The sequence below is a fragment of the Flavivirga algicola genome, assembly GCF_012910715.1.
Taxonomy (GTDB): domain Bacteria; phylum Bacteroidota; class Bacteroidia; order Flavobacteriales; family Flavobacteriaceae; genus Flavivirga; species Flavivirga algicola.
The window spans coordinates 85,838-111,600 of the sequence record NZ_JABBHF010000005.1; the positions used below are offsets into that span (position 1 = coordinate 85,838).

20 protein-coding genes are annotated in these 25,763 nt (G+C 32.8%); 5 read left to right on the forward strand and 15 right to left on the reverse strand.

Features of this window, described 5'->3' with window-relative positions:
* Positions 1-52: 52 nt before the first annotated feature.
* A complete protein-coding gene (gene ctlX, locus HHX25_RS09920; RefSeq protein WP_169672670.1) occupies positions 53-988 on the forward strand; it encodes a citrulline utilization hydrolase CtlX in 936 nt (311 codons plus the stop codon).
* Here the strand turns inward: ctlX and HHX25_RS09925 are convergent.
* Positions 985-3,057 carry a tetratricopeptide repeat-containing sensor histidine kinase gene (locus tag HHX25_RS09925; protein ID WP_169672672.1) on the reverse strand — a complete coding sequence of 691 codons (2,073 nt, stop codon included), beginning with the start codon at positions 3,055-3,057 and terminating at the stop codon, positions 985-987. The two genes, ctlX and HHX25_RS09925, sit on opposite strands and share 4 nt — an antisense overlap.
* A 480-nt stretch (positions 3,058-3,537) precedes the next feature.
* Here HHX25_RS09925 and argS point away from each other — a divergent pair, with 480 nt between their 5' ends.
* Positions 3,538-5,322 carry an arginine--tRNA ligase gene (gene argS / locus HHX25_RS09930; protein ID WP_169672674.1) on the forward strand — a complete coding sequence of 595 codons (1,785 nt, stop codon included), beginning with the start codon at positions 3,538-3,540 and terminating at the stop codon, positions 5,320-5,322.
* A 20-nt stretch (positions 5,323-5,342) separates the two neighbouring features.
* Here the strand turns inward: argS and HHX25_RS09935 are convergent, their stop codons facing one another.
* The 8 genes from HHX25_RS09935 to HHX25_RS09970 form a co-directional block, all read right to left on the reverse strand.
* Entirely contained in the window at positions 5,343-5,948 is a 606-nt protein-coding gene (locus tag HHX25_RS09935; RefSeq protein WP_169672676.1) for a hypothetical protein, read from the reverse strand.
* Positions 5,949-6,117: 169 nt separating this feature from the next.
* Positions 6,118-6,660, reverse strand: a complete 543-nt coding sequence (locus tag HHX25_RS09940) for a hypothetical protein (RefSeq protein ID WP_169672678.1) — start codon at positions 6,658-6,660, stop codon at positions 6,118-6,120.
* 7 nt (positions 6,661-6,667) lie between these two features.
* Positions 6,668-10,849: a leucine-rich repeat domain-containing protein gene (locus HHX25_RS09945; RefSeq protein ID WP_169672680.1), complete on the reverse strand. Its 4,182-nt coding sequence runs from the start codon at positions 10,847-10,849 to the stop codon at positions 6,668-6,670.
* A gap of 217 nt (positions 10,850-11,066) precedes the next feature.
* Entirely contained in the window at positions 11,067-11,246 is a 180-nt protein-coding gene (locus tag HHX25_RS09950; RefSeq protein WP_169672682.1) for a hypothetical protein, read from the reverse strand.
* Positions 11,247-11,400: 154 nt separating this feature from the next.
* Entirely contained in the window at positions 11,401-11,781 is a 381-nt protein-coding gene (locus tag HHX25_RS09955) for a hypothetical protein (RefSeq protein ID WP_169672684.1), read from the reverse strand.
* A gap of 17 nt (positions 11,782-11,798) precedes the next feature.
* The gene (locus HHX25_RS09960; RefSeq protein WP_317169079.1) at positions 11,799-14,147 is read right to left on the reverse strand and encodes a TonB-dependent receptor plug domain-containing protein; all 2,349 of its coding nucleotides are present in this window, start codon (positions 14,145-14,147) and stop codon (positions 11,799-11,801) included.
* Positions 14,140-15,036: a FecR family protein gene (locus HHX25_RS09965; RefSeq protein WP_169672687.1), complete on the reverse strand. Its 897-nt coding sequence runs from the start codon at positions 15,034-15,036 to the stop codon at positions 14,140-14,142. The genes HHX25_RS09960 and HHX25_RS09965 overlap by 8 nt, the downstream gene beginning before the upstream one ends.
* A 251-nt stretch (positions 15,037-15,287) precedes the next feature.
* Complete coding sequence (locus HHX25_RS09970) at positions 15,288-15,803, reverse strand: RNA polymerase sigma factor (protein WP_169672689.1); 516 nt, start codon at positions 15,801-15,803, stop codon at positions 15,288-15,290.
* A 149-nt stretch (positions 15,804-15,952) separates the two neighbouring features.
* On the opposite strand from HHX25_RS09970, the gene HHX25_RS09975 reads away from it, so the two are divergent.
* The 3 genes from HHX25_RS09975 to HHX25_RS09985 all read left to right on the forward strand — a co-directional run bounded on the left by HHX25_RS09975 (position 15,953) and on the right by HHX25_RS09985 (position 20,244).
* Positions 15,953-17,731, forward strand: a complete 1,779-nt coding sequence (locus HHX25_RS09975; RefSeq protein WP_169672691.1) for a hypothetical protein — start codon at positions 15,953-15,955, stop codon at positions 17,729-17,731.
* 175 nt (positions 17,732-17,906) lie between these two features.
* Complete coding sequence (gene ffh / locus HHX25_RS09980) at positions 17,907-19,235, forward strand: signal recognition particle protein (RefSeq protein ID WP_169672693.1); 1,329 nt, start codon at positions 17,907-17,909, stop codon at positions 19,233-19,235.
* 127 nt (positions 19,236-19,362) lie between these two features.
* On the forward strand, positions 19,363-20,244 hold the full coding sequence (locus HHX25_RS09985) for a bifunctional 5,10-methylenetetrahydrofolate dehydrogenase/5,10-methenyltetrahydrofolate cyclohydrolase (protein ID WP_169672695.1): 882 nt from the start codon (positions 19,363-19,365) through the stop codon (positions 20,242-20,244).
* 376 nt (positions 20,245-20,620) lie between these two features.
* On the opposite strand, the gene rluF is transcribed toward HHX25_RS09985, so the two are convergent.
* From rluF to HHX25_RS10015, 6 genes are read right to left on the reverse strand one after another with little or no spacing between them, the layout of a single operon-like run.
* A complete protein-coding gene (rluF, locus tag HHX25_RS09990; RefSeq protein ID WP_169672697.1) occupies positions 20,621-21,379 on the reverse strand; it encodes a 23S rRNA pseudouridine(2604) synthase RluF in 759 nt (252 codons plus the stop codon).
* Between the two features lie 19 nt (positions 21,380-21,398).
* Complete coding sequence (locus HHX25_RS09995; RefSeq protein ID WP_169672699.1) at positions 21,399-22,226, reverse strand: alpha/beta hydrolase family protein; 828 nt, start codon at positions 22,224-22,226, stop codon at positions 21,399-21,401.
* A complete protein-coding gene (locus HHX25_RS10000) occupies positions 22,223-22,594 on the reverse strand; it encodes a cupin domain-containing protein (RefSeq protein WP_169672701.1) in 372 nt (123 codons plus the stop codon). Before HHX25_RS10000 ends, HHX25_RS09995 begins: the two co-directional genes overlap by 4 nt.
* Positions 22,595-22,627: 33 nt before the next feature.
* Positions 22,628-23,599 carry a YitT family protein gene (locus HHX25_RS10005; protein ID WP_169672703.1) on the reverse strand — a complete coding sequence of 324 codons (972 nt, stop codon included), beginning with the start codon at positions 23,597-23,599 and terminating at the stop codon, positions 22,628-22,630.
* A gap of 11 nt (positions 23,600-23,610) precedes the next feature.
* Positions 23,611-24,171 carry a hypothetical protein gene (locus HHX25_RS10010; RefSeq protein ID WP_169672705.1) on the reverse strand — a complete coding sequence of 187 codons (561 nt, stop codon included), beginning with the start codon at positions 24,169-24,171 and terminating at the stop codon, positions 23,611-23,613.
* A 43-nt stretch (positions 24,172-24,214) separates the two neighbouring features.
* Positions 24,215-25,759 (reverse strand): helicase HerA-like domain-containing protein, encoded by a 1,545-nt coding sequence (locus HHX25_RS10015; protein WP_169672707.1) that lies wholly within the window; start codon positions 25,757-25,759, stop codon positions 24,215-24,217.
* Positions 25,760-25,763: the final 4 nt, after the last annotated feature.

A 25,763-nucleotide genomic window follows, 5' to 3' on the forward strand; every position in this document is an offset into this window, starting at 1 on the left:
TAAGTTAATTACAGTTTAATAGTATAATTTTGCATTTCATATTGGAATAGAAATGCAACAAACAACAAATACTATCTTAATGGTTCGTCCTGTAAATTTTAGGATGAATGAGCAAACGGCGGTAAATAATTACTATCAAAAAATAATAGATAACTTATTGCCAGAAGCAGTTAATGTCAAAGCGCAGCAAGAATTTGATCATTATGTTAAAAAATTAAGAGCTATAGGGGTTGATGTCATAGTTGTTAATGATACGGATGCCACAGATACCCCAGACTCTATTTTTCCAAATAACTGGGTGTCATTTCATGAGAATGGTGATGTAGGCTTGTATCCTATGTTTGCAGAAAACAGGCGTTTAGAACGCCGTGAGGATATTTTGAATATTCTTGAAGAAAAAGGATTTTTAATAAGTAATATCGTTGATTATACTAGTGCTGAAGATGAAAACATATTTCTCGAAGGTACTGGAAGTTTGTTGTTGGATCGTGAAAATAGAAAAGCATATTGTGCGTTATCGCCTAGAGCCGATGAAGATTTAGTTATTGAATTTTGTGAAGATTTTGAATATATACCGGTAATTTTTACCTCAAATCAGACTGTAGATGGTAAACGTAAAGCTATTTATCATACCAATGTTATGATGTGTTTGGGAGAGACCTTTGTTGTTATTTGTTTAAGTAGTATTGATGACAAAAAAGAACGCAAAAATGTGATCGGCCATCTAAAGGAAAATAACAAAGAAATTATTGATATTACAGAAGCCCAGGTAAATAATTTTGCAGGTAATATGTTGCAGGTAAAAGGAGCTAATGATGAGCGCTATTTAATTATGAGTCAAGCTGCTTATGATTCGCTGACAAAATCTCAAATTAAGATTTTAGAGAAACATACTAAGATATTATCGAGTTCATTAAATACTATTGAAGCTTGTGGTGGTGGTAGCGCACGTTGTATGATGGCAGAAGTGTTTTTGCCTAGAGCTTAATCACCATTGGGTCTTGATTTTGGTAGTTGTACATAGAACGTACTTCCTACACCTTGGGTACTTTCTACCCAAATTTTACCATTATTCAATTCTATTAATTCCTTACAAATAGAAAGTCCCAATCCAGTACCTTTTTCGTTACTGGTACCAACGGTAGTGAAAGAACTATTTTTGAAGAGTTTTTCTAGGTTGTGTTTAGATATACCAACTCCAGTATCGGCGATGCTTACAATACAGCTTCCGTTACTTATATGATTAGAAATGGTAATGGTATCTCCATCCTTACAGAATTTTAAAGCATTAGCAAGTAGGTTTTGTACAACAATCTCAAACATACTTCTATCCGCATAGGCAAAATCACGTAAAGAATGGTCAACTAGAGCGATGCCTTTGCTTTCCATACGCTGTTCAATAAGTTTGACCTTATCTTCAAAAACTTCTTGGATGTCAAACAAACTAGGCTTTGGCTCTAACGACTGCATTTGAGATTTAGACCAGTTTAATAAATTAAACAATAACAACGAGGCATTGTTTGCGTTTTCACTTAATTCTGGAATTAAATTATCAAACTCTTCTCTAGATAGGGAGCCATCTTTGAGTAAATCTATAAAACCGTTAATAGAAGAAAGCGAATCCTTTAAATCGTGAGACACAATAGAAAATAATTTGTCTTTCACATTATTCACGCTTTCAAGATGCTTCGTTTGTTCTTGAAATGCGGCATTTTGTAATTCAATTTTAATATTTTTTTCTTCTAACTCTTGTGTATATTTTATATTGCTATTACGCTTTAAATAAATTAAGATTAAAAAAGTGGATACAATAGCGAGTGCTGCTAATAAAGCGTAAAAAATAAGCTTGAATTTGCCATAATCTTCATTTTTGGCTTCCATTGGTTCTATTTTTCCTGCCGTATTTGCTTCTTCGTCTATAATTGGTTTGTCAAAATTTGGATCTAGTTCCAATACAAGAGGTTCTTCAGTTTCCGAATCTATGTTTACTTCTTTTTTATTAAACTTGTTTTTTAAATCGTAATATTGGCGTTGCCACATAAAAGCTCTGTCAAATCGTTTTTTCGTAGAATCTAACGATTTCATCAACTTGTAATGCTTGAGTAATTCTGTTTTATTACCTATGCTTTTAGCGATACCTCCAGCTTCAAGTAATTGTTTTTCTGCTAAGATTAATTTACCTTGTTGTAAATTTAAATGCCCTATGTTATTTAGAGCAATTAATAAACCTTCTTTATAACGACTACGCCTATTAAGCCTTAAACCTTTTACTAAATATTTAGCTGCATTATCGTAATCATTGAACATTAAATATTCGCCGCCTAATTTAGGGTAAATACGTCCACGTACAGAATCTCTGTTTGTTGTTTTATTGGCTAATACTTTTTCGTAATGTTCTATTGCTTTTCGGTGCTCTTTTTTAAAAGAAAATAACTCTGCTAATTGACTGTTGGATCGATTAGTTCCTTTTACATCATTTAATTGTTCCTGTACATTTAAAGCTTTCGAATAAAACTCTATGGCCTTATCATAAGCATTAATATTATAGTAGGCATCTGCTAAATTGCTATATGCTAATCGTAAATCTTCTACTAAATGCCTTTTTTCCAACTCTTTAATAGCTGCAAGTGAAAACTGTAACCCTTTTGCATAGTTACCTCGCTTAATTTCAATTAAACCAATGCTGTTATTTACTTTGGCAATTCCAAGCGTGTCCTTTAATTGATTAAATAAAGCTTTAGACTTTTCATAACCACTAACAGCATTTATATAATCGCTCTTTACTGCATATATGAGTGCTTTATAATAGGTGATTTCTGCAATGCCTTTATTGTAATTTAAATTATGAGATAATTTTTCACTTTCAATAATGTACTTTAAGGCTCTATCGTAATCGTTTATATCATAAAGCGATTTAATAAGCTTTATAGAAGTGTCTATTTTTAAAGTGTCTTGGTTTTGGTAAGCTAACTCTAGGGCGAGGCTATCCACATCGTTGGTTTGAGAGTAACCAATCAACACAGATAAAAATACAATACATGTAATTATTTTCCTCATATAACATTTTAATTACAACTATAAATCAAGCAATAATTAAAGTTGTCTTAAATTTGAGGGAAAGTAAGAGCACTTTATTAAGTTGTAACGTGTTTGTTAGTGTTAAAATTTTCCAAATAAATGGATTAACTAATAGCTTTACGAAACAAAAGTTGGAAAAAGCAAATTTAAAATCTAATTTCTGCGTTTTAATACCAATAAATTAGATAAAAGGACATTGTAATTTTAACATAAAAATCGACGAATAGACGAACGGTAAAAATCATAGAAAAAGAGCACTTTTATCGACGAAATGCATGTTTTTTTTAGATACATTTTTACGCTTTTTTTATAACAATTTGAGAATGAGTTATTTGTTGGTTTTTCTTTCAAATAGTGTTTTCATTTTTATTTTATTGGTAGACTATTTTTTAAGACTACTTTTACAAGTAATGCTTTGATAAAATTTTTATCTTTGCGCACCTAAAAATTCACTATATAATGAGCCTTCAAGAGACTTTAGCTAATCAAGTAAAAAGAGCCGTAGCATCGAGTTTTAATGTTGAATTGGAAACCGTGGAATTTCAAGCGACCCGAAAAGAGTTTGCTGGAGATATTACTGTTGTTATTTTCCCAATGTTACGCTTTGTAAAAGGTAATCCAGTGCAAATAGGAGAGACTATTGGTCATTATTTAGTGGAACATGTAGCAGATGTAAAGGCATTTAATGTGGTTAAGGGCTTTTTAAATGTAGAAATAAGCGATTCGTATTACATCGACTTTTTTAATAAAATAAAAGATAATGAAGCCTATGGTTTTACTTTGCCTAATGTCGAAAAAAAGGCAGTAATGGTAGAGTATTCTTCACCAAACACCAACAAACCATTACATTTAGGACATGTACGAAATAACCTTTTAGGTTATAGTGTGGCCGAAATTTTAAAAGCAGCAGGAACCAAAGTATACAAAACACAGATTATAAACGATCGTGGGATTCATATTTGTAAAAGTATGTTGGCGTGGAAACGTTTTGGAAATGCTGAAACTCCAGAGAGTACTGGTTTAAAAGGGGATAAGTTAGTAGGTAATTACTATGTGAAGTTTGACCAGGAATACAAAAAGGAAATACAAAACTTAGTGGTTTCTGGAGAAACAGAAGAAGAAGCTAAGAAAAAGGCGCCTATTTTGTTGGAAGCTCAAGATATGCTTTTAAAATGGGAAGCAGGCGATGAAGAAACAGTAGCCCTTTGGAAGAAAATGAATGGTTGGGTGTATGATGGTTTTGATATAACCTATAAAAACTTAGGTGTAGATTTCGATACACTGTATTATGAAAGCGATACTTACCTATTAGGGAAAGAATTTGTTGCCGAAGGCTTAAGGTCTGGTGTTTTTCATAAGGAAGAAGATGGCTCTGTTTGGTGTGATTTAACAGAGGACGGGTTAGATAAAAAAATTGTATTACGAGCTGATGGAACTGCAGTTTATATGACTCAGGATATAGGTACAGCGATACAGCGTATTAAAGATTATCCAGATGTAGGTGGTTTGGTTTATACGGTTGGTAATGAGCAGGATTATCATTTTCAAGTATTATTTCTAATTCTAAAAAAACTTGGTTTCGAATGGGCTGAAAATTTATACCATTTAAGTTACGGTATGGTAGATTTGCCAAGCGGAAAGATGAAAAGTAGAGAAGGTACAGTGGTTGATGCTGACGACTTAATTGATGATATGGCTAAAACGGCTGGTGAAATTTCGGAAGAATTAGGGAAGCTTGATGGCTATTCTGATGACGAAAAACAAGCCTTGTATAAAACGATTGGTTTAGGTGCTCTAAAATATTATGTCTTAAAAGTAGACCCTAAAAAACGTATTTTGTTTGATCCTAAAGAGTCTATCGATTTTCAAGGGAATACGGGGCCTTTTATTCAATATACTTATGCTAGGATTCAATCTATTTTAAGAAAGGCCACTTTGACTACGCTCAATGACCAAAATATAAGTGGAATTAATCTTCACGAAAAAGAAAAAGAGCTTTTAAAACAAATCCAATTGTTCCCAGAGGTTATTCAAAATGCTGCAGCGCAACATAGTCCTGCATTAATAGCGAACTATATCTATGACTTAGTTAAGTTGTATAATTCCTTTTTTCAAAATGTATCCATTTTAGGCGCAGATAATGAAAGTGAAAAAGTATTCAGAGTACAACTTTCAAATACGACTGGAAATACTATCAAAAATGCATTTAGGTTATTAGGAATTCATGTTCCTGAAAGGATGTAATTAGTGAATTTTAACCCTGTTTATTTTTTGAATATACTAACCCAATTTTGCAATTCTACTTTTAGTTTTTGCAATTCTTTTGCTATATCATATTTTTTATTTGTCTTTTTTTCTTTTCGTAAATTTTTTAACCTTTGATCAAAGAGATAAAATTCTTTTAAAGATTTTAAATAAAAATTCTTTTTATAATACAAAAGCAATTTATCTATAGCTCTTTGGATTTTATTTTCACTTAATAGGGCTTGAATATCTTTTGCTATTGGGACTGGAATAAGAGATTCGTTCCAATATTTAATGTTATTTATATATGGTTGAGTTTGATTTTCTTTACAGGTGGATTTCTGTATTTCTAATAGAAATGAAAGGCATTCTATTTTTTTGCCTAAGGGCATTTGACTATTAGTGTCATTTTTTAATGAACTTCTTAATTTTTGACCAAGTTCATAACCAATTCTAAAACCAATATAATATTGATTTCCAAATAATCTATGATTATATCCTTTAGGGCATTCAATGTTCTTTATGTCTCTTATTAAAATATAATCATCAAAGTGAACAGGGCTTTTAAGTCCTTCAATTCTCCCCTCATTTATTCCTATCGATTTAGGAAAAGGTTTCCCTCCCATTATATTTATAATTTAAAGTCATATCAAAAATGATTTTCACGAGATTAATTATATAAATAGCAAATATTTGGTTTTATAGTGGTTTGTAAAAACCATCAATATTTAGTGCCACCACACCATTAGCCATCTACTTTACAAATCACGCTCTTTTTTTTCAACTATTTTTCTTTTATTCTTCTTGTAAATTTATATACCGATCCCTAATTTCTGAATCGAAAAACACTGTAATTTCTGGATAGCCGAGGTAAGGCTTGGTTTCTTCGTCTACAATCTTCATTGCTTTTAAGTAAATATGCTCTCTATTATCAAAATGAAGTTCTAAACCATATGGATAATCTGTTCTAGATTTCGGATGCCCTCGAGAAAACCTATGGTTTATAATCCTTTCCCAATTCAACCATATTGCTTGTATTTCTTTTCCTATGTAGCCTTTCCATTCTACAGTAACATTTTTTAAGTGTTTAATATATTTCTTTTCTCTTTCCCAGTAATTCATTTTTTTGATGTAAACGCCATAAATGAACTTTAAATTCAACTCATCTGCAGGATAAATATGAAAGACATCACCATCAGAACATTCCAAAAAGAGTCCTTCTTCGTTAGTTTGATAATCACTTCTGATATTAAACTTGCCTTTGTACCATACCGAAGTGATTATCTTTCCTTTCAATTTGGAAAATGCATGTTCCAAATCTATTTTATTTTTTATCATATAGAACTTAAGATGCAGTTATAGCCAATAAATCAGCTATCGTTTCTGAAAAGACAATAGGCGGTATTTCCTTAAAAGGAATTAATCTGCTATCATTTTCATTATAAGGGTTTTCATCGACATAGCTATCTGTACGAACAGCACCTATAGCAACAAAATATAATCTGCCAGAGGTCATTATGTCTTCATAACCTTCTCTTACAGGTAGCTCATTTGTTTCTATAAAAGCTTCTATATGGTCTGCTTCAAAAGCCTTTTCGTAAGAAGTAACCATGCCTCCTACAACAAGACCTCTTCGCCATCCTGCTTTAGTGGCTCGATACCTAAAAGTGCTGACTTGAATTTGTTTAAGGTTAAAACGATTGTCCATAGTCTGAGCATGGAGTTCTTCTGGTAAGTGGTGTATATCTCTGGTTAGTTGATCGAAAGTTGATGAAATAGCTTTGGTTTCCAAATAGGTTATCCATTTTTGACTTATATCTTGCCCCATTAAGATAGGATGTGCTAAAGTAATTTGGTCATTTTTTCCTAAGTAAACTCTCTGATCTTTTAAATCAACCACCTCACCGTTAGGCCTTGCGATGAAATAGATTTCACCATTACTCCAAACTGTCTTTTGTGCAAAAGCAAAAGTGACAGGATGGTTTAGGAAAAATGATTGCCAATCTTCTGTGAACCAAAATTTTTGAGTTACCAAATATCTATTGAGTGATTGCGAAAATTGCTTGGCTACCGTCATTAATAAAGCATTGGACTCTTTTTGCTTCTTTTTAAAGTCTGAAGATGCTTTGGGAATACTTTTTAGGACCTTCTCTTTTTCATTTTTATAGCTGAAGTGAAGTGAAGTATCAATAAATAAAATGTAATCTACACCGTTTTCTGTAAACTTCAGTTCACGTTCTGTAAATCCAAAATCAGGGAGCATTCGTTCTTGCAACTCCAGAGCTGTTAGTCCTAAACTATCTGCTATAGCAGTAAAAGCAGCTTCGGCTTCTCTTAAAAGGCTGTTTTGCTTCGGTTCATTAATTTTCATGACCTTATCTAAAGCCCAAGCAGCAGTTTCAGAGGCCATAAGCCCTAATAGGCTACAAGCAACTACTTTTTTGTTTTTTAACGCTTCATGTGCTAAGCTGTTTATTAATTCTTCCCCACCCCAAATACCAACAGGAGCAAGAACCCCTTTTTCCTTTATAGATAAGCCTTGGTCTTTTTGAACCAATTCCCACCATGCTTTAGCAAAACCTTCTGCACTTTTCTTTTCTACCAAGTTATAGATGGGTTGAGCTTCTACATCTGGGGCTATAGTTTTGCACAGGCTTTGTCTATAAAACAAATAGTCAATTTCCTCTTGAGTAAATGATGTTCCATCAGACCAAATTAGCTGAGGAAGCTTGTTTTGCCATTTTACTATTTTAGTTTCTAACTTATTTAAAGCAATAGCATCTTGTATTCGCTCTTTCATTTCGCCAACCGTTACTTTACTAAGGTCTTGTTGCCCATAAATAATATCTACGGCTATTTCTCTTATTAAATCTTTGTTTTCTGTTTTAAGAATAGACTGGATGGCCGACTTGGTATCCTCATCTCTCCAGTAATAAAAAACACGCATAGCAGCTAATCTCTGTGCATCTTTCTTTGAATTTAAGTAGTCTAGTGCTTTATTTTTAACTTCAATATTTTCTGTTCTCGCCAGTTCGAAAGCTGCCATTTGGGAAATTTTGGTTTTTTTATCTGTCGCTAGTTCCCATACCTTGTCGAAATGTGCCGAATAATCAAACCTTCCAACGATACCCAATAATGCTCTATAATATTCTTCGGCTCCATTACTGGTTGTACTCACTTTAAAATCATGTTGTATGATATCCAATGCGTCTTGACCAAAGTGATCGACGATAACTTTAGAAATTCCTAAATTATGTCTTTTAGTATGCTCTACATATTGAGCAACTGCTTCTTTTAATTCTGTGCCATAAATTTCCAGTGACCAGTCTATAAATTCGGGTGTGTTATCTCCATATCCGCCTTTTACAGACCAAGAAAATTGGTTTTTTCCGTTTTTATTTATCTTCTCAGAAATAATAGTTAACGTTTCTTTCACTTTTGCAAGCGTTATGTCTCTGTAATCTTCCTCGTTGTGCTTTAGTAAGATTCTGTGGCATTCCATGATACATTCATGACAATCTGTTTGTTCTATCAGTTCATGAATGTAATGTTCATAGGACTTAAGGTCATAAGAAACCAACAGTTCAAGTAAAGTAAATGGGATATGTTTATTTGCTCCGCCTGTTCCCTCATATTCCCTTATAACCAACATTTTTGCCAAACTTTTTTCTAATAATTTACGGTCATTAATAAGCATAAATTGAATAAAAGGCCTTCTTAATTTATGTTTGATCATAAGGTCTGTAAGGTTTTCTATGTCATTTTTAGCTTTGTCTAGAATATAGTTGCCAACAGAATTTGGTGTTTGATCTGCGTGATTAAACGGAACTTTTGCTGGTACGGAAGATAGAAATGCTTCAAAACAAGTGTCTTCATCTACACCAGCATTAATGAGTAGTTCAAAAATACTTCCTAAGAGATTCTGGTCTTTTTGTTCATTTTCCAGTTGAGGTAAAAACCAATTTTCGAAAAATTGTTCATGATATCCACTAAAAGAAGGGCCATCTATAAATCTATTTTGCTCCTGATAATAAAATGCATCTTGGGTGATGAATAAAAAAACTCTCTCATCTATAAAGTTCCATTCTTCTAATGGGGACAACAAGTCAACAATACGTTTATAATCATAAGAGTCTTTTCTTAATGCTAAAGGTAGGTCGTGCGATTCTCCAGTAACAAAGTCTCTTACTGTTTTTATATTCTCTTTATCATCACCAAACGTTTCTGCATTAATATCAGAGAATATATCTTCTATCAGGTTCCCTCTGTTTTTAACCAATTGTTCTTTATTGGGAGGAGTCTCAGGTATATTTTTAGTAACAGTGGTCTTCTGTTTCTTACTAAGATTGCTTAAATAATCAATAATGGACTCAGGCTCGAGGGAGTTAAAGCCAAGACTCTCAACCCTAAACTGTGAAGGTATATTAGACGTTTCACTTAAATTAATTTCGAAATTTTCTAAGTTCTCTAAGTGTACAAACTCGTTTGGGATATGCTTTACGGCAACTGAAGAAGAATGCATTTCTAATGTTTCTAAGTTGGTTAAGCTACAAATCCCTAAAGGGAAGTGATCAAGAGCGTTATATTCTATTATTAATTCTTTCAGTTTTTTTAGATTACCTATGTCGTCTGGTAAAGATTGAATATCATTTTCTTTTAAGTCCAGTTTGGTTAGGTTCGTGAGTTTTCCAATCTCTTTGGGAATAACTAGGCCTGGAAGTTGAGAGTCCAAGTAAGGACTTCTACTTCTAGAAGACTGAACAATTAATTCCTCTAAATTGCCCAGATTTCCAATTGAAGCAGGTAATGTTTCTAAAAGTTTAGGATTATTTAATTCTATTTTTTTAAGTTGAGATAAATTACCTAAGTCTTTAGGGAGTTCTTTACTAGCAAATCCATCAATTCTTAATGTTTCTAAGTTGGATAATTTGGAAATGGCGCTTGGGAGGATGGATTTGTGATTACCATCTAGATGTAATTTCTTAAGATAAGATAGTTCTCCTATTTCATTTGGAATGATAAAATTTATGCCATAGCCTGGCGAAATATAGAGATCTTCTAGTTTTTGTAGATTTTTGATAGATTGTGGAAGGCTTTTACACTCAAGAAGTGAAAGTTTAAGAGTTTTAAGGTTAATTAAATTGCCTAATTCTTCTGGGATATTTAAATCTGTCCGAAGATCTAAAAATTCTAACTCAGTACATTTCCATATTTCTGCCAGTATTTCTTCGTTGTCTGTCCATAATCTATCCTCATTAATTATAGTAGCATTCCCTCTTTGAACTTGCTCTATCCTATACAGTAAATCTAGATCTTCCCCCTTTATTTTAATTGTAAGTTCAATATAACCACCTTTTATTTTAGATTTAATAAGTTTTTCTGCATCCTTTTCACATGCTTCCTCAGTTTTAAAAGTCTTTTTGTTCTTTCTTAGTTTGCCATCTACCTTTCCGTATTCTACAATATGAGATTTGCCTTTGGTTTCTATTTTCCAAAGTTTGGTGTTGTTGACTAGTTCTTTTTTCATTTTTTGATTTTGTTGAAACTGATTAAGGCTTTTGAGTTTTCAGAATGTTTTTTTTAACTTATAACCTCAATGTGTTATAAGATGTTGTTTTTTTTCAAAAATAGAGACAATTTTATTGTTTTATATCCCAGTTTTCAGTGAAAAATATAACTTAAAAGACTTGGTGTATAATTGAAGATGTTAAGCTAATTTTGGATTGATTTTTATATCAATTCAGTCATAAAATTTCTTTAGCATCCTCACGGTCATTTTCATCATCTTTCTTTTCAACAAGTTCAATAGTATATTTTGGTAAATTATCTTTTTTGTAAAATGTTATAGGTACAGGCAATACAGAAGCCAAAGCAATCATAAGTATTAAAGCAAAAAGCCTTAATGCCTTTTTTAAAGTTTTCATAGTAGTAATAGTAGTAAGACTGCGTAAAAGGATTTTATTATTTGATTTGTCTTATTGTGCATTTCGACTGCGCTCAATGCGACATTGTATTTACTTTTTAGGCTAGTCTCAGATTAAAAATAATTGAAATTGTGCCAGAATATTGACAACAGGTTTACTCTATGAAGATACTTTTAGACTTGATTGTGTATGTTTGAGCGATAAGATTTTGCTCTAGAAGGTTATTGTAGTTTTCAAATTGTAGAATAGCTTCCTTTTGAGACTTAAAAGTTAGATTAAAATCGAAAATATGATTATTCAATAAGGATTTAAAACTAAAAATAAGGTATTGATTAAATACCACTTTTTGAGGCCTTTTGGCCAAAGGTAGGTATTCTTTAACAGTAGAATCATCGCTTCTGTATTTACTAACTAAAAGCTCGGTTTGTGGTTTATCATAATTAGAAGAAACACTTGTGGGTACCGAAAATGATACTAAAGTGATTAATAAAGCGAGATAGCTAAATATATTTTGGATTCTCCTTATTGGTAGCATCTTACAAAAATAAGCATTTAAAAATAAATTCTTAAACTGACATTAGGCGTGATGCCTAGAGATTCATTTTCAATGGTGTTGATCTCATTGTTGTCATCTAAAGTATAATAGGTGTTGATGATATTCTTTTTGTTTAAAACATTCCAGACCGATGCTCCAATAGTTGCTCGCGTTGTATCAGATATATCAAAGGCATAGGTGGCAGAGCAATCTGCTCGTAAATAATCTTCTAAGTTACTGCTATTAGGATTGGTATAAGTTATGGCCCGATCTTCTGGATCGTCAGTTGTATCTGGAAGTGTGCTAGGTCTTCCAGAGTGCCAATTGAGTCCCAAGGCTAATTTAAGAGCATTTTGAGTATAGGTTCCAGCAAAAGAAAATGTATGCCTAATATCTGTATTGTTAGGAAACTTTTTGCCTTCGTTTAAAGATGGGAATATATAATTATTATTACTAAAAGAATAGGAAACCCAACTGCTAACCGTATTGCCAAACTGTTTGTTTAACAAGACATCTAACCCTTTAATTTCATAACTTCCTATACTGTTTACAAATTGATATTGGTTTTGAAACCCTTGGCTTCTTGTTGTAATGCCATTTACTTTTTTTATGTAACCTTCGGCACTAATTAATAGTTTGTTTTTATTATAATGTATGCCTGCAGATAGTTGCTTGCTCTTTACTACTGGTACAGGGTAGATTGTTTTATTGTTAATAACAATATTGTCACTATTATTGTTAGCTAATACCCACCTGCGATTTTCGATACCCAAAAAATCGTTTTGCAAATCGATAATTTGAGAAGTCGTTTGGTGTTTGAATTCCCCTAATATCTCGAATTTAAGGTTATTAAGAAAACGTTGACTAAACCTAAGCCTGGGTTCTGCTAAAAATAAATCGAATTTACTTATATAATTTAAGCGCCCACCTATTTTTAAATTGGTTTTGGCATTATTCGATAAAAGAGCTGTCTCTGCATAAATAGCATGGCTTCTAATAACATCTTTAATATAGCTTCTAAAAATAGGGTTGTTAACGTCTTCTAAATTACTAATACCAATTTCTGAGAAATGGTAACCGCCATTTATCTTTAATTGACGACTGTGTTTGTAATTAATATCAAATTTAGAAGTACCGTCATATACTTCGTTTTCTTGAATAAGACGTTGGTCGTTAATAAGGTCAAAATTAGTAGCGTCCAGATCATAGTTAGAAACATAGACTTGATATGTTGTTGAAAGCCTTTTGGTCCAATCTCTAGTATAAGTAAGTCCAATAGCTGAGTTTCGTTGTGAAAGTTTGCTTACTAAAGCCTCATCTCTAACATTACTGGTTAGTTGTTCTTCGTAATTTAATTTGTTATCTACATGTAATAAATGAAATCTAATTTTATCTTTTTTAGAAATGTTATATAAGAATTTTGCAGTAACATCGTAAAAATAGAAGCTCTCATTTTGAGAGATGGTATTGTTACTGGATTTACTAAAATCTGAATCTTCAAAAACACGCTTGAGATACTGATCGTAAGTAGGTGTTACAATTAAATCGGTTACAGAGCGGCGTGTGGATAATTGCAGTTCCGTTTTTTTAGATAAAGGAATTTTGGCGTATCCGTCGGCATTAAGTAAATTAAAGCCTAAGCCTGCTTTAAATTCGTTATCAATGTTATCAGGTAATTGCAAATCTATAATGCTCGAAATACCATCGCCATATTTAGCACTGGTGCCATTTTTATATACACTAACACGTTTAGTTGTGTGCGGGTTAAAGGCAGAAATGAGTCCGAAAAAATGACCAGATTGATACATTTTTATACCATCCCATAATAATAAGTTCTGATCGTGGGTTCCGCCTCTAACATTTATATTCGATACGGTTTCATCTGTGCTTACAACACCTGGAAGTGCCTGAATGGTTTGTAAAACATCGGGTTCTATTAAACCAGGGAGAATTCCAAATAATTCTGGTTTTATACTAATAGATCCGTCATTAAGTTTAGTAATACCACTAGTAAGATAATTGGTAACAACAACCTCTTCAAGCTTTTGCAATCTGTAATTGCTTTTTTCTTTTTCTAAAAGTTTAATGGCTACAAAACGACTATCTAATAATTGAAAATCTAGTTCGGTTTCTTCTTTAAGTAGTTCTAAAATAATTTCTAGGGCCAAACCTTCGGAAGGTAGGGCGATTTCTTTACCCTTAATCGTTTCATCTACATAAGAAAAACTAATATTGTAACGCTCTTCAAGGATGTTTAAAATAGACAGCAACGGTTGCTTTTCTTTTTGAATGGTTTGCGCTTTGAGGTTAACGACATTCAAAAAAAGCAATAAAGAAAAAAAAGAAAGAATACTTTTTCTACTCACGTTTTAATATTATAGTATGGTTTGTTTTACTATAAGTTACACGTAAAGGTAAGGTAATTGCTTTTATGGCCACATCTATATTATCATGTGCAAAGCTACCTGTAAATAGTTGGTCAGAATCAATATTCATTAAAGTAATATGAACTCCATATTGTCTTTCAAATTCTGCAATAACAGCTTTATAAGGCGCACTTTTAAAAGTACTTTCGTTATTTAACCACGAAGGTTCCGAGCGGTTTTCTTTTTCTTTAGCAATTATTTTCCCATCGATAATTAAAAAACTGTCACCAGAATTTAACTTTGTTTCTTGAGAATTGTAAGTAACGCCAACTAAACCTTCGTAGCAAATAACCTCAAAATAATGATCCCATTGTTTTACATTAAATTGAGTTCCGTAAACAGTTACAAGTCCTGTTTTTGTCTTTACTTTAAATGATGAGCCCTTAGCTACTTTAAAAAAAGCTTCACCATTAAGTTCTACCTCTCTATTGTGTTTCCAACCTTTTTTATTGAAAGTCAATAATGATTTTGCATTTAGAGAAACACTGGAAGTATCGGGTAATTCTATAGTTGTTTTTTGAGCAAACTCAGTAGTTATAGTAGTATCTAAAGTCGTTGTGTAATAATATAAGCTAAAACAAACAGCGAGTATAGCTGCAATACGCATAAATGGCTTGAACCAATGTGTCGATTGCTTTTTGTTGCTTTTAATCGTGCTTAAAACGGTGTCTAGTTCTTCAGACGTGTTGTAGGCATCTACCTTAAAAGCTTGTAAGCCTTGGTTTAAATTCACTAAATCATCATAATCTTCAAGCGCTTTAAATGCTTCAAGCTCTTGATCATTTAGATCGTTATCCAGCCATTTCGATATTAAAATTTCTCTGTTCATGATTCCTTATTCAACTATATAACAATTGACTTTTATTTTTTCCTACCCTAAATTTAATTTTTTTTTCAAAAAGTTTAAAATTCAGTGTTCAGCCAATTTTATATTTTTCGTTAGAAAACAAAAGATACAAAATATTAATACATTCTTTTTTGTATTCTAATAAAAGCGTATTCGGTTTTGCTTTGCGAGAAAAAAGAATTCAAATTTCAAAATCAAATACCAAAATTTTAATTTTCTAACATCTAACAACATCATAACTCCTTAATGTCCTTACGCAATTTTTCCAAGGCACCGTAAATGCGTTTTTCAACAGCTTTGGTAGAAATATCTAAAAGTGCTGCAATTTCTTTAAAACGTTTTCCTTCAACACGATTCATCATAAAAGCGACCCGTTGTGCTTCCGTTAAATTAGCCAGTGCTTTTTGTAATTTATCATGATACTCACTTTCCTGCATTAAAAATTCAGGGCTCTCATTCGTATACATTTTGGGCTTGGTTTGTTGATGTCTTAAAACAACCTTTTGATGTGCCGTTTCATTCAACATTAAATTGTTGGCAGTAGTAAATACAAAACTCTTAGCCTTATCTGGGGAAACCTTTGAGCAGTTTTCCCAAAGTTTAACAAAAGCTTCCTGAACCTTATCTTTTGGATTTAGCAATTCACCAAACTTATAATATAAAAAATTGTGTAAATCTTTAGAATGTTTATTAAATATAGACGAAAACAGGCGTTCCTCACAAATGTTTTCATGTAATTGCTTACCCATTATAGTTTGGTGGTTTAATGACGCTAAAATAAAGTTTTTTGGAATTCGGAATTTAGAATTTTGATTTTTTTTCCATTCATAGGGTAGGAATTTTTAAAGATATCCTGTTTAATAATCAAAAAGCTATGTTTAACCCAAAATTAAAAATCATGAAATCTAAAATGAGAATATTATTATTGATACCTTTTTTTGCCCTTTTGTTCTTCACATCATGTCAAGAAGAGGCTGTTGAAGTAACGCCTCCTGCCGAAAGTGAAGCACTTGTAGCAGATTCGCAGTTAACAAGTTTTATAAGTGCAACATCTAAAATGGATGGTTCTAAAGACAACATTATAGATAATGCAAGTTGTATATCTGTATCGTTACCAGTAACAGTAACAGTTAATGGTTTAGAGGTTATTGTTGACTCTGAAGAAGACTTTGAAGTTATCGAAGCTATTTTCGACGAATTTGAAGAGGATTTAGACAAACTGGAAATGTTATTTCCAATTACAATAGTTAATTCAGAGCATGAAGAAGTTGTTATAAATAATGCCGATGAGTTAGAAGCTTATGTTAAAGAGTGTAGTGGAGACAACGAAGTTGATGATGATATTGAATGTATCGATTTCCAGTATCCAATATCTTTTTCGGTTTACGATACTGAGTTTCAGGTTATAGATGTTGTAACGATTGAAAATGACAGAGAATTACATCGTTTTGTTAAGCGTGTTGCGAATGCCGAAGTTTTAGCAAGTCTTAACTTTCCTGTGACAATGCTTTTATCTGATGGTTCTTCTGTTGTAGTAAACAATAATGAGGAATTGGAAAAAACTATAAACGAAGCAAAAGATGCTTGCGATGAAGATGATGATAACGATTATGGTGATGACGATTTCACCAAAGAACGTTTAGATGAGTATTTAAAAATTTGTCCTTGGGTTGTTTATGAATTCAAAAGAGATAACCAAGACAATACAGCCGAGTACAAAGAATATGCTTTAAACTTTAAAGAAGATAATGTTGTTGTAATGCGTGCAAGAGGCGGAGATATTTTAACAGGTACTTGGAGTACACGCGTAACTGATAGAGGTGCACTTTTAAAAATGGAATTTGAAAATCTGGCCGACTTTACTTTAGAGTGGATTGTATATGATATTGAATATGGTAAGATTAAGCTTTATGAGACTGGTGGCAATAGAATCATCATGAAGAAAAACTGTGATGTTGTTATTGATATTACCAAAGAAAGAATTAAAAACTATTTACAGGAATGTTTATGGCGAGTAGCACGTTTAAGTGTTGATGGTGCCGATAATGAAAAAGATTATATAGGAACACCTTTAAAGTTCTTTGAAAACAATGTTGTAAAACTTAGAGTTAATGGTGAGTTGGTTGAAGGAACTTATGAAGTAGGTGTGAGAAATACAGGTTTTGTTTTAAAAATTAATTTAGAAGGAAGACCAGATTTGAAACTAGAATGGGCTATTACTTTCTTAGAGCCAGGTTTAATTAAACTTGAAAATGAGAATAACAAAATGGTCTTGAAAAGACACTGTCCTGAAGGAGATGAAGATATAAACTATATCAACGATGTACTTACTACCGCTTGGGGAGCAGGTTGGGATGGAGGTTGGATTGTAGCCTCTTATATCGATGGAGATGAAGAGAAAAAGGAAGCCTTTGAGTTATATGCAATTACTTTTTCAGAAGAAGGAAAGATAAATGTTTATAAGGAAAATAATGATTTACAGTATAGTGGTTCTTGGTTAGCTTATAGAAATGAAGGTTTGTTCCTTGGTATGCATTTTGGAACTGAAGCACCATTTAATACGCTTAATCACAGGTGGATGATAAAATCTATTACAGAAACTAGAGTAGAATTAAAGGATTACACTGCCGAAGGTGGTATAGAAAGAATATTAGTTCTTGAACAAAAAGAATGGTAATCTGAATCTGTTTTTGATTAAAAAGGATAAGCTTATCTTTTCGGTTTATGGTTAGTTAGTTAAGTCTCCTTTATAAGGCTGTCAAATTATAATTTGACAGCCTTTTTTTATTAGTCTACTTTATAAATACGCTTCAAATGATTAACTTTGCCATTCCTAAAATTAAAAGTAAATTATGTTTAATAATTTAAGTGATAAATTAGATAAAGCCTTACACGTTTTAAAAGGACATGGAAGCATTACAGAGGTTAATGTGGCCGAGACTTTAAAGGAAGTACGTCGCGCATTACTTGATGCCGATGTTAATTTTAAAATAGCCAAAGAATTTACAAAAAGAGTTAAAGAAAAAGCCCTTGGACAAAATGTTTTAACAACATTACAGCCAGGTCAGTTAATGGTTAAAATCGTAAAAGATGAGTTGACTGAACTTATGGGAGGCGATGCAGAGGGGGTTAACCTTTCAGCAACGCCAAGTGTTATTTTAATGTCTGGTTTGCAAGGTTCTGGTAAGACCACTTTTTCTGGTAAACTCGCTAATTATCTTAAAAATAAAAAAACTAAAAAACCATTGTTGGTGGCTTGTGATGTGTATCGTCCAGCAGCGATTGACCAATTGCATGTTGTTGGAGATCAAATAGGTGTTGAGGTTTTTAGTGATAGAGGCAATAATGATCCTGTTGCGATTTCTAAGGCGGGTATTGCCCACGCAAAGGCCAATGGACACAATGTCGTGATTATTGATACCGCAGGTCGTTTGGCTGTTGATGAGGTGATGATGACCGAAATATCAAACATTCACAAGGCAATCCAACCACAGGAAACATTATTTGTTGTAGATTCTATGACTGGTCAGGATGCTGTTAATACGGCAAAAGCCTTTAATGATGTCTTGAATTTTGATGGTGTTATCCTAACAAAATTAGATGGTGATACACGTGGTGGTGCAGCAATTTCCATAAAATCTGTAGTCAATAAACCAATCAAATTTATTGGTACGGGAGAAAAAATGGAAGCCATAGATGTGTTCTATCCATCTCGTATGGCAGACCGTATTCTTGGAATGGGAGACGTTGTTTCCTTAGTTGAAAGAGCCCAGGAACAATTTGATGAAGCTGAAGCACGTAAACTTCAAAAGAAAATAGCTAAAAACCAATTTGGTTTTGATGATTTCCTGAAGCAAATTCAGCAGATCAAGAAAATGGGAAACATGAAAGATCTTATGGGGATGATTCCTGGTGCTGGAAAAATGATGAAAGATATTGATATTGATGATGATGCTTTTAAAGGGATTGAAGCCATTATTCATTCTATGACACCTAAAGAAAGAAGTAATCCATCTATTTTGAATTCAAGTAGAAAAATACGTATAGGAAAAGGTTCGGGAACATCTGTTCAGGAAGTGAATCAACTACTTAAACAGTTCAACCAGATGAGTAAAATGATGAAGATGATGCAAGGGGGCGGAGGCAAAAAGATGATGCAAATGATGAAAGGGATGCGCTAGTTCTAGTGAGCAGTGTTCAGTACTCAGTTCGCAGTAAGCAGTAATTAAGGGAAAAGTATATAACAACTTTGCGATTTAGCGTCTTTGCAAGATAATATTCGTGCATTCACGGCAAAAATTAATAAATATGACAATTTTAGACGGAAAAAAAGTTAGTAACGACATTAAAAATGAAATTGCTGCTGAAGTTCAGAAAATAAAAGATAAAGGAGAGAAAGTTCCTCATTTAGCGGCAATAATTGTTGGTAATGATGGTGCTAGTTTAACCTATGTTGGGAGTAAAGTAAAAGCTTGTGAACGCGTTGGTTTCGAGTCTACTTTGGTGCAAATGTCCAATACAACGAGTGAGGTTGAATTGTTAGAAAAAATAAAAGAACTTAATGAGAATCCTGAAATTGATGGTTTTATAGTTCAGTTGCCGTTACCTCCACAAATTAATGAGCAGAAAGTATTATTAGCCGTAAACCCAGATAAAGATGTTGATGGTTTCCATCCTACAAATTTTGGGAAAATGGCTTTAGATATGTCTACTTTTATTCCAGCAACCCCATTCGGTATTCTAGAATTGTTAGATCGTTATGGTGTAGAAACTAAAGGAAAGCATACGGTAGTTATTGGACGTTCTCATATTGTAGGTAGGCCTATGAGTATTTTAATGGGACGCAAAGGATTCCCTGGAAATTCAACAGTAACTTTAACCCATAGTCATACAAAAAATATTACCCAAATTACATCACAGGCAGATATTATTATTTCGGCATTGGGGGTTCCTAATTTCTTAAAAGCAGAAATGGTAAAAGACGATGTTGTTGTTGTAGACGTTGGGATTACAAGGGTTACCGATGAGACTAAACCGAGAGGGTATAGAATAGTAGGAGATGTAGATTTTGCCAATGTTAGTCAGAAAGCAAGTTATATAACACCAGTTCCTGGAGGTGTAGGTCCTATGACCATTGCCATGCTACTTAAAAACACATTGCTCGCTAGAGAAAGGCATAACAATATTTAAACTTAAACTAAACAACTTATAAAGGTTTTTTGAATGGCATTATAGGCTTTTAGCGTATAATGCTTTTTTTATTAAAACTTTTTTTGTGTTATAGATAATATTATCAGCAAAATTTAGTTATACTATACAATTACCAGTAATTTGTGATATGAATAAAATGACAAATTTGCCTAAAGAAGGTAAATCAATATTTGAAGAAATTGATAGACTCAAAAAGATGAACGATCTGTTGGTCATTATTCTTATTTGTCTTTTTATACTTTTATTCGCAGTGGTGTTTGTATTGCAATAGATGGATAAACAAGTGCTGACTTCCTAAGGCTTACACGTAAAATGATTTAAAAGTTTTAAAAATATGGTTTCCTCTATCAACAATTTATCTTTTTATTCTTTTTGGCTGTTTCTGGTGTTCTTTCGAAGAATTGCTAATTAACTTATTTAGCTCATTAAATTCCACTTTCGTTAATTCTCTATACGCACCAATAGGTATATCCATTTTAATATTCATTATTCTAACACGTTTTAGTGTTTGCACCTCATAATTTAGATACTCGCACATTCGCCTAATTTGTCTGTTTAGGCCCTGTGTTAAGATGATTTTAAATTGGAAAGTACTTAACTTTTTAACTTTACATTTTTTAGTAACCTGTTTTAATTCAGCTAGATGAATACCGCTAGACATACGCTCAATAAATGTTTGAGATATAGGTTTATCTACAGTTACAATATATTCTTTTTCATGATTATTACTGGCGCGTAGAATTTTATTTACTATATCGCCATCATCAGTTAGTAGAATTAAACCTTCACTAGGTTTGTCCAGTCTTCCAATTGGAAAAATACGTTTCGGGTAATTTATAAAGTCAATAATATTGTCTTTTTCAACAGAAGTATCGGTTGTGCAAACAATTCCAACAGGTTTATTAAAAGCTAAATAGACAAAGCTTTCTTTATTGTTTTTTATTTCCTTGCCATCAACGTATACAATATCTCCCGGTGCAATTTTTGTACCCATTTCAGGGATCACTCCATTAATAGTGACTCGTCCAGCTTCAATAAGTTTATCGGCTTCTCGACGAGAACAATATCCAACTTCACTTAAAAATTTGTTAATGCGTTTTAATTGTACTTCCATGCCTCAAAAGTACAACATTTTATACGTTTAAGAAGTCGATAATATAATTGTGAACGATATCGTTTTTTAGACCATGACCGAAACCTTTGGTACCAATAAATTGTACTTTTTCATGGTTTTTTTTAAATTTTAAACCATCTGTGTAAGGTATAACTTTATCTTTCTTATCGTGAATGACTAGTATTTTTGTTTCGATTTCTTTTATGAAATTAGGTGCAGAATAGTATTCTGGTAAATGGTTAAATTCTTCCAATACATATTGAACCATGGCAGAGGAAACTCTTTCATTGTAGCCCATCATAGTCTCATAGCGTTTAAAAACATCAACAAAATCTGCTGGGGCACCCAATGAGACAATTTTTTTAACAGACTCTAATTGCTTTTTATGCTGAGAAAAAATAGTTGCAGTGCCTCCAACCGAATGCCCTATCAAAGTATCTACCTTAAATTTTTTAGCAACAATACTTATACACTCAGAATAAAGAAGCGCATTGAATAATTTGCCACTAGAATTACCGTGAGCAGGAGCATCTAGAGCAATAATAGTATAATCTAAAGCAGTTAAAGTTTCAATGAGGCTTTTCCATCTAAAAGCGTTACTTTTCCAACCATGAGCTAGTAAGATGGTTTCTTTTTTGCCTTGCCAATAATAGGTTTTTATTGAAATATTTTCATGAATGATATTTTCTTGAATAGCTGTGGAAAGGTATTGGTTTTGTTCTTCGTTAAGTCGTCCTTTTTGGGGTGTAGAAAATAATTTGATTGCTAATTTTGCAGCATATTTAGGAGAAATATAGCTTATCAGATTTATATAGAACCCAATAAATTTTATAAAATACGCCTTCATTTAACTTCTCTGTTTACCAAGTCTATAGAAAATGCAGGTGTACAAATAGCTATGTATTCACATATTTCAGCAAAAGGATTGGAATATTGAACTCGGGTGTTCTTTTCAATTTTAATAGATTGACCAGCTTCTAAAATAACTGTTTCATTTTCAATAATAAATTGCTTCTTGCCTTTTAGAATAAAGGTGAATTCATCAAACTTAGGTGTCTGAAAAGGTTCGCTCCACCCAGAAGGCGCCTTCATATAGGCAATACTAATTTGAGAATTACCATCGGTAGCCATTCCAAAATGCTCTTTTATAACTTTGCCATCTGTGGTAGGCACAATAAACGGATTGTTTTGAATAATATATTTCTTTTGTTTCACGAGTTTTTAATTTTGCTCACTATTCACTGCTTACTATTTCATAGGCTTTTTTTTGATCATACCACCCTTTAAATCTTTAACAATACCCATAATGATAAATGCGTTTCTATCAATTTTATCAATCTCGGTTTGTAACTTTGCAAGTTCTAAACGGGTTACTACAGTATAAATAATGTCTTTGTCATAGCTTTTTCCCTGGGTTCCAAAACCACCTTTCCCCGCATAAATAGTACAGGCACGACGCAGTTTTTCGGTTAACATAATCCTTAATTCTTCATGTTTGTTCGATATGATTGTAACCCCAACATATTCTTCTACACCATCAACCACAAAATCTACTGTTCTTGCTGCTGCTAAATAAGTAAGAATGGCGTAAAGAGCGGTTTCAATAGAAAGTGTATACGCACCAATAGAAAATATAATGATGTTAATTAGCAATAGAACATCACCTATAGTTAATGATAATTTTCTGCTTAAAAAAATGGCTAAAACCTCAGTGCCATCAATAACACTACCCCCACGCATAGACATACCTATTCCTAGCCCTAAAAAGAAACCGCCAAAAACAGCAATCAATAACTTGTCTTCTGTAACAGTTGGGTAATCTATAAAATGAACAACGAGAGCTAAAAGCGCAATGGCAGCAATACTTTTTATTGCAAATTTGAAATTAATAGTTTTAGATGCAAGAATTAAAAAAGGCAGGTTGACCAAAACTAATAATAACCCCAATTTTAACGAGGTAACATTTTCCAATAATAAAGAAATACCTGTAGCGCCTCCGTCAATAAATTTATTTGGAAGCAAAAAACCCTTTAACCCAAATCCAGCAGAAAAAACACCAAGTATGATAAAAATATATTCTTTTATGGCATGCGATAATTCAACTTGAAATCTCCTTACCAGAGGGACTATTTGCTTTTTGCTTACAGGCTTGTTTGCTTGTTTTTTTTCAAGCCTTTTACGAGCTAAATCTATTAATAGTTTCGATAAGAATGGATTCATTTATTTGTTTGCTAATGCATATTCCAGTTTAAGAAAAAATATTTTATTTTGGCATCATCAGGGATATGTGTTGCTTCTATTTTAACATCCATATTAAATCTAAGATTTGCTGGAAGCTCTTCTTTATCTATAACAAAACTTGCGTTTAGTTCATTAATAATAATATGAATTGAGTTTATGAGATTGTTTATTTTCGATATTTTATAAGTGCTTGAAATATCCTTAAAAGTACTTAGAGTTGTAATGCCCTTGTTGGTCTTAAACCGAGGGTCTAAAATTTGTATACTCTCAATAGTCGATGTAGAGTCTAAAGCTTGTTTAGGCGTGAGGGCCAAGAGTTTTTTACCTCCTTTTTCAAATATTTCTATATTGTTCTGGCTCCCTGTAAACTCATCACCGCCAATAAATTTCACCAAAGAATCATTAACATAAATATCCTTAAGGTCTTTTACCTGCGTTGAGTCTGTCAATAGTCCGAGATGCTGTTTTCCAATTTCAAAAGGATCTTGCTTCTTTTTACAGCTAGAAAACAAAAAACTAAGTATAATAAGACTTAAAAATGGTTTGTACATTATTTTAAAGATAATTTACGGGTTGATTTATATTAATTGTTATTTACTTTTTTAGCACTTTAGTTAAAATGCCAAAAACACTTCTTATAAATGTAGCACTTGTAAGTACTTTAACAATGGGGTTCATTCTGGTACTTCTCCTTCTGGAACTAGTAGTTGTACGCTTTCTGGATTCTGCCTTTTTAAGAGCTTCTCTTTCTTTCTTTGCTTTTTCTTTGGCTTCTTCAGCTTCTGCTAGCTCTATTTTTTCATTTAGCATTTCATAAGCACTTTCTCGATCAATATCCTTATTGTATTTTTTTACCAATTTTGATTTTGAAAGCAGTGTACTTAATTCCATATCGGTTAAAACATCCATTCTACTCATTGGTGCTCGCATCATGGTCGCTGCTAATGGCGTGGGTCTACCTTTTTCATCTAAAGCAGAGACTAAAGCTTCTCCAATACCTAAAGATGTTAATACTTCGGTGGTATCATAATATTCAGAATCTGGATAGTTTTGTGCTGTAAGCTTTATGGCTTTTCTGTCTTTGGCAGTAAAAGCTCTGAGGGCATGCTGTACTTTTAAGCCCAGTTGCCCTAAAACAGCTTCAGGGACGTCTGTTGGATTTTGAGTTACAAAATACAAGCCGACACCTTTACTTCTTATTAGTTTTACGATGCTTTCAATTTGATTTAGTAAAGCTTTGGATGCTTCTTTAAAAATTAAATGAGCTTCGTCGATAAATAGAATTAATTCAGGTCTATCACTATCGCCTTGTTCTGGAAATGTTGAATAAATTTCGGCTAATAGACTTAACATGAATGTTGAGAACAATTTAGGTTTGTCTTGAATATCGGTTAATCTGATAATATTGATATAACCGCGTCCGTTCTCATCAATTCTTAATAAATCCTGAGTATCAAAAGAGGTTTCTCCAAAAAATAAATCGGCGCCTTGTTGTTCCAATTCAACGACTTTGCGTAAAATAGCGCCTGTTGATGCTGTTGAAATTCTTCCATAAGCTTCGGTGAATTCTGCTTTTCCTTCTTGAGTAGCGTATTGTAATATTTTTTTGAAATCTTTGATGTCTAGGATAGGAAGTTTATTGTCATCACAATATTGAAATATAACAGCAACGACACCAGATTGCGTTTCAGATAAATCTAAAATTCTTGAGAGTAGTACAGGACCAAATTCGGTAATGGTTGCTCTTAGGCGTACACCGTCTTGTTCAGATAGAGTTAGTATTTCTACGGGAAAGTTTTTAGCTTCAAATGGAAGTCCTATTTTTTCATGGCGCTCATCAATTTTTGGATGTCCTGGACTTGGTTGAGCCAATCCACTTAAATCACCTTTAATATCCATAAGCAAAACAGGAACACCCTTGTCACTTAAGTTTTCGGCCAGTACTTGTAAAGATTTTGTTTTCCCGGTACCTGTTGCACCAGCAATTAACCCATGACGATTCATGGTTTTTAAAGGGATTTTTACATGCGCACCCGTAATAGTTTCCCCATCTAGCATGGCGGCACCTATGGGAATAAAATCACCCTTTGTTGTATTGCCTTCGGTTATATGTTTAAAAAAAGTTTCTTTACTCCCCATTTGC

Bases quoted from the DNA above. Each gene is read 5' to 3' on its own strand.
- ctlX (WP_169672670.1), top strand. From the start codon at position 53: ATGCAACAAACAACAAATACTATCTTAATGGTTCGTCCTGTAAATTTT.
- HHX25_RS09925 (WP_169672672.1), bottom strand. From the start codon at position 3,057: ATGAGGAAAATAATTACATGTATTGTATTTTTATCTGTGTTGATTGGT.
- argS (WP_169672674.1), top strand. From the start codon at position 3,538: ATGAGCCTTCAAGAGACTTTAGCTAATCAAGTAAAAAGAGCCGTAGCA.
- HHX25_RS09935 (WP_169672676.1), bottom strand. From the start codon at position 5,948: ATGGGAGGGAAACCTTTTCCTAAATCGATAGGAATAAATGAGGGGAGA.
- HHX25_RS09940 (WP_169672678.1), bottom strand. From the start codon at position 6,660: ATGATAAAAAATAAAATAGATTTGGAACATGCATTTTCCAAATTGAAA.
- HHX25_RS09945 (WP_169672680.1), bottom strand. From the start codon at position 10,849: ATGAAAAAAGAACTAGTCAACAACACCAAACTTTGGAAAATAGAAACC.
- HHX25_RS09950 (WP_169672682.1), bottom strand. From the start codon at position 11,246: ATGAAAACTTTAAAAAAGGCATTAAGGCTTTTTGCTTTAATACTTATG.
- HHX25_RS09955 (WP_169672684.1), bottom strand. From the start codon at position 11,781: ATGCTACCAATAAGGAGAATCCAAAATATATTTAGCTATCTCGCTTTA.
- HHX25_RS09965 (WP_169672687.1), bottom strand. From the start codon at position 15,036: ATGAACAGAGAAATTTTAATATCGAAATGGCTGGATAACGATCTAAAT.
- HHX25_RS09970 (WP_169672689.1), bottom strand. From the start codon at position 15,803: ATGGGTAAGCAATTACATGAAAACATTTGTGAGGAACGCCTGTTTTCG.
- HHX25_RS09975 (WP_169672691.1), top strand. From the start codon at position 15,953: ATGAAATCTAAAATGAGAATATTATTATTGATACCTTTTTTTGCCCTT.
- ffh (WP_169672693.1), top strand. From the start codon at position 17,907: ATGTTTAATAATTTAAGTGATAAATTAGATAAAGCCTTACACGTTTTA.
- HHX25_RS09985 (WP_169672695.1), top strand. From the start codon at position 19,363: ATGACAATTTTAGACGGAAAAAAAGTTAGTAACGACATTAAAAATGAA.
- rluF (WP_169672697.1), bottom strand. From the start codon at position 21,379: ATGGAAGTACAATTAAAACGCATTAACAAATTTTTAAGTGAAGTTGGA.
- HHX25_RS09995 (WP_169672699.1), bottom strand. From the start codon at position 22,226: ATGAAGGCGTATTTTATAAAATTTATTGGGTTCTATATAAATCTGATA.
- HHX25_RS10005 (WP_169672703.1), bottom strand. From the start codon at position 23,599: ATGAATCCATTCTTATCGAAACTATTAATAGATTTAGCTCGTAAAAGG.
- HHX25_RS10010 (WP_169672705.1), bottom strand. From the start codon at position 24,171: ATGTACAAACCATTTTTAAGTCTTATTATACTTAGTTTTTTGTTTTCT.
- HHX25_RS10015 (WP_169672707.1), bottom strand. From the start codon at position 25,759: ATGGGGAGTAAAGAAACTTTTTTTAAACATATAACCGAAGGCAATACA.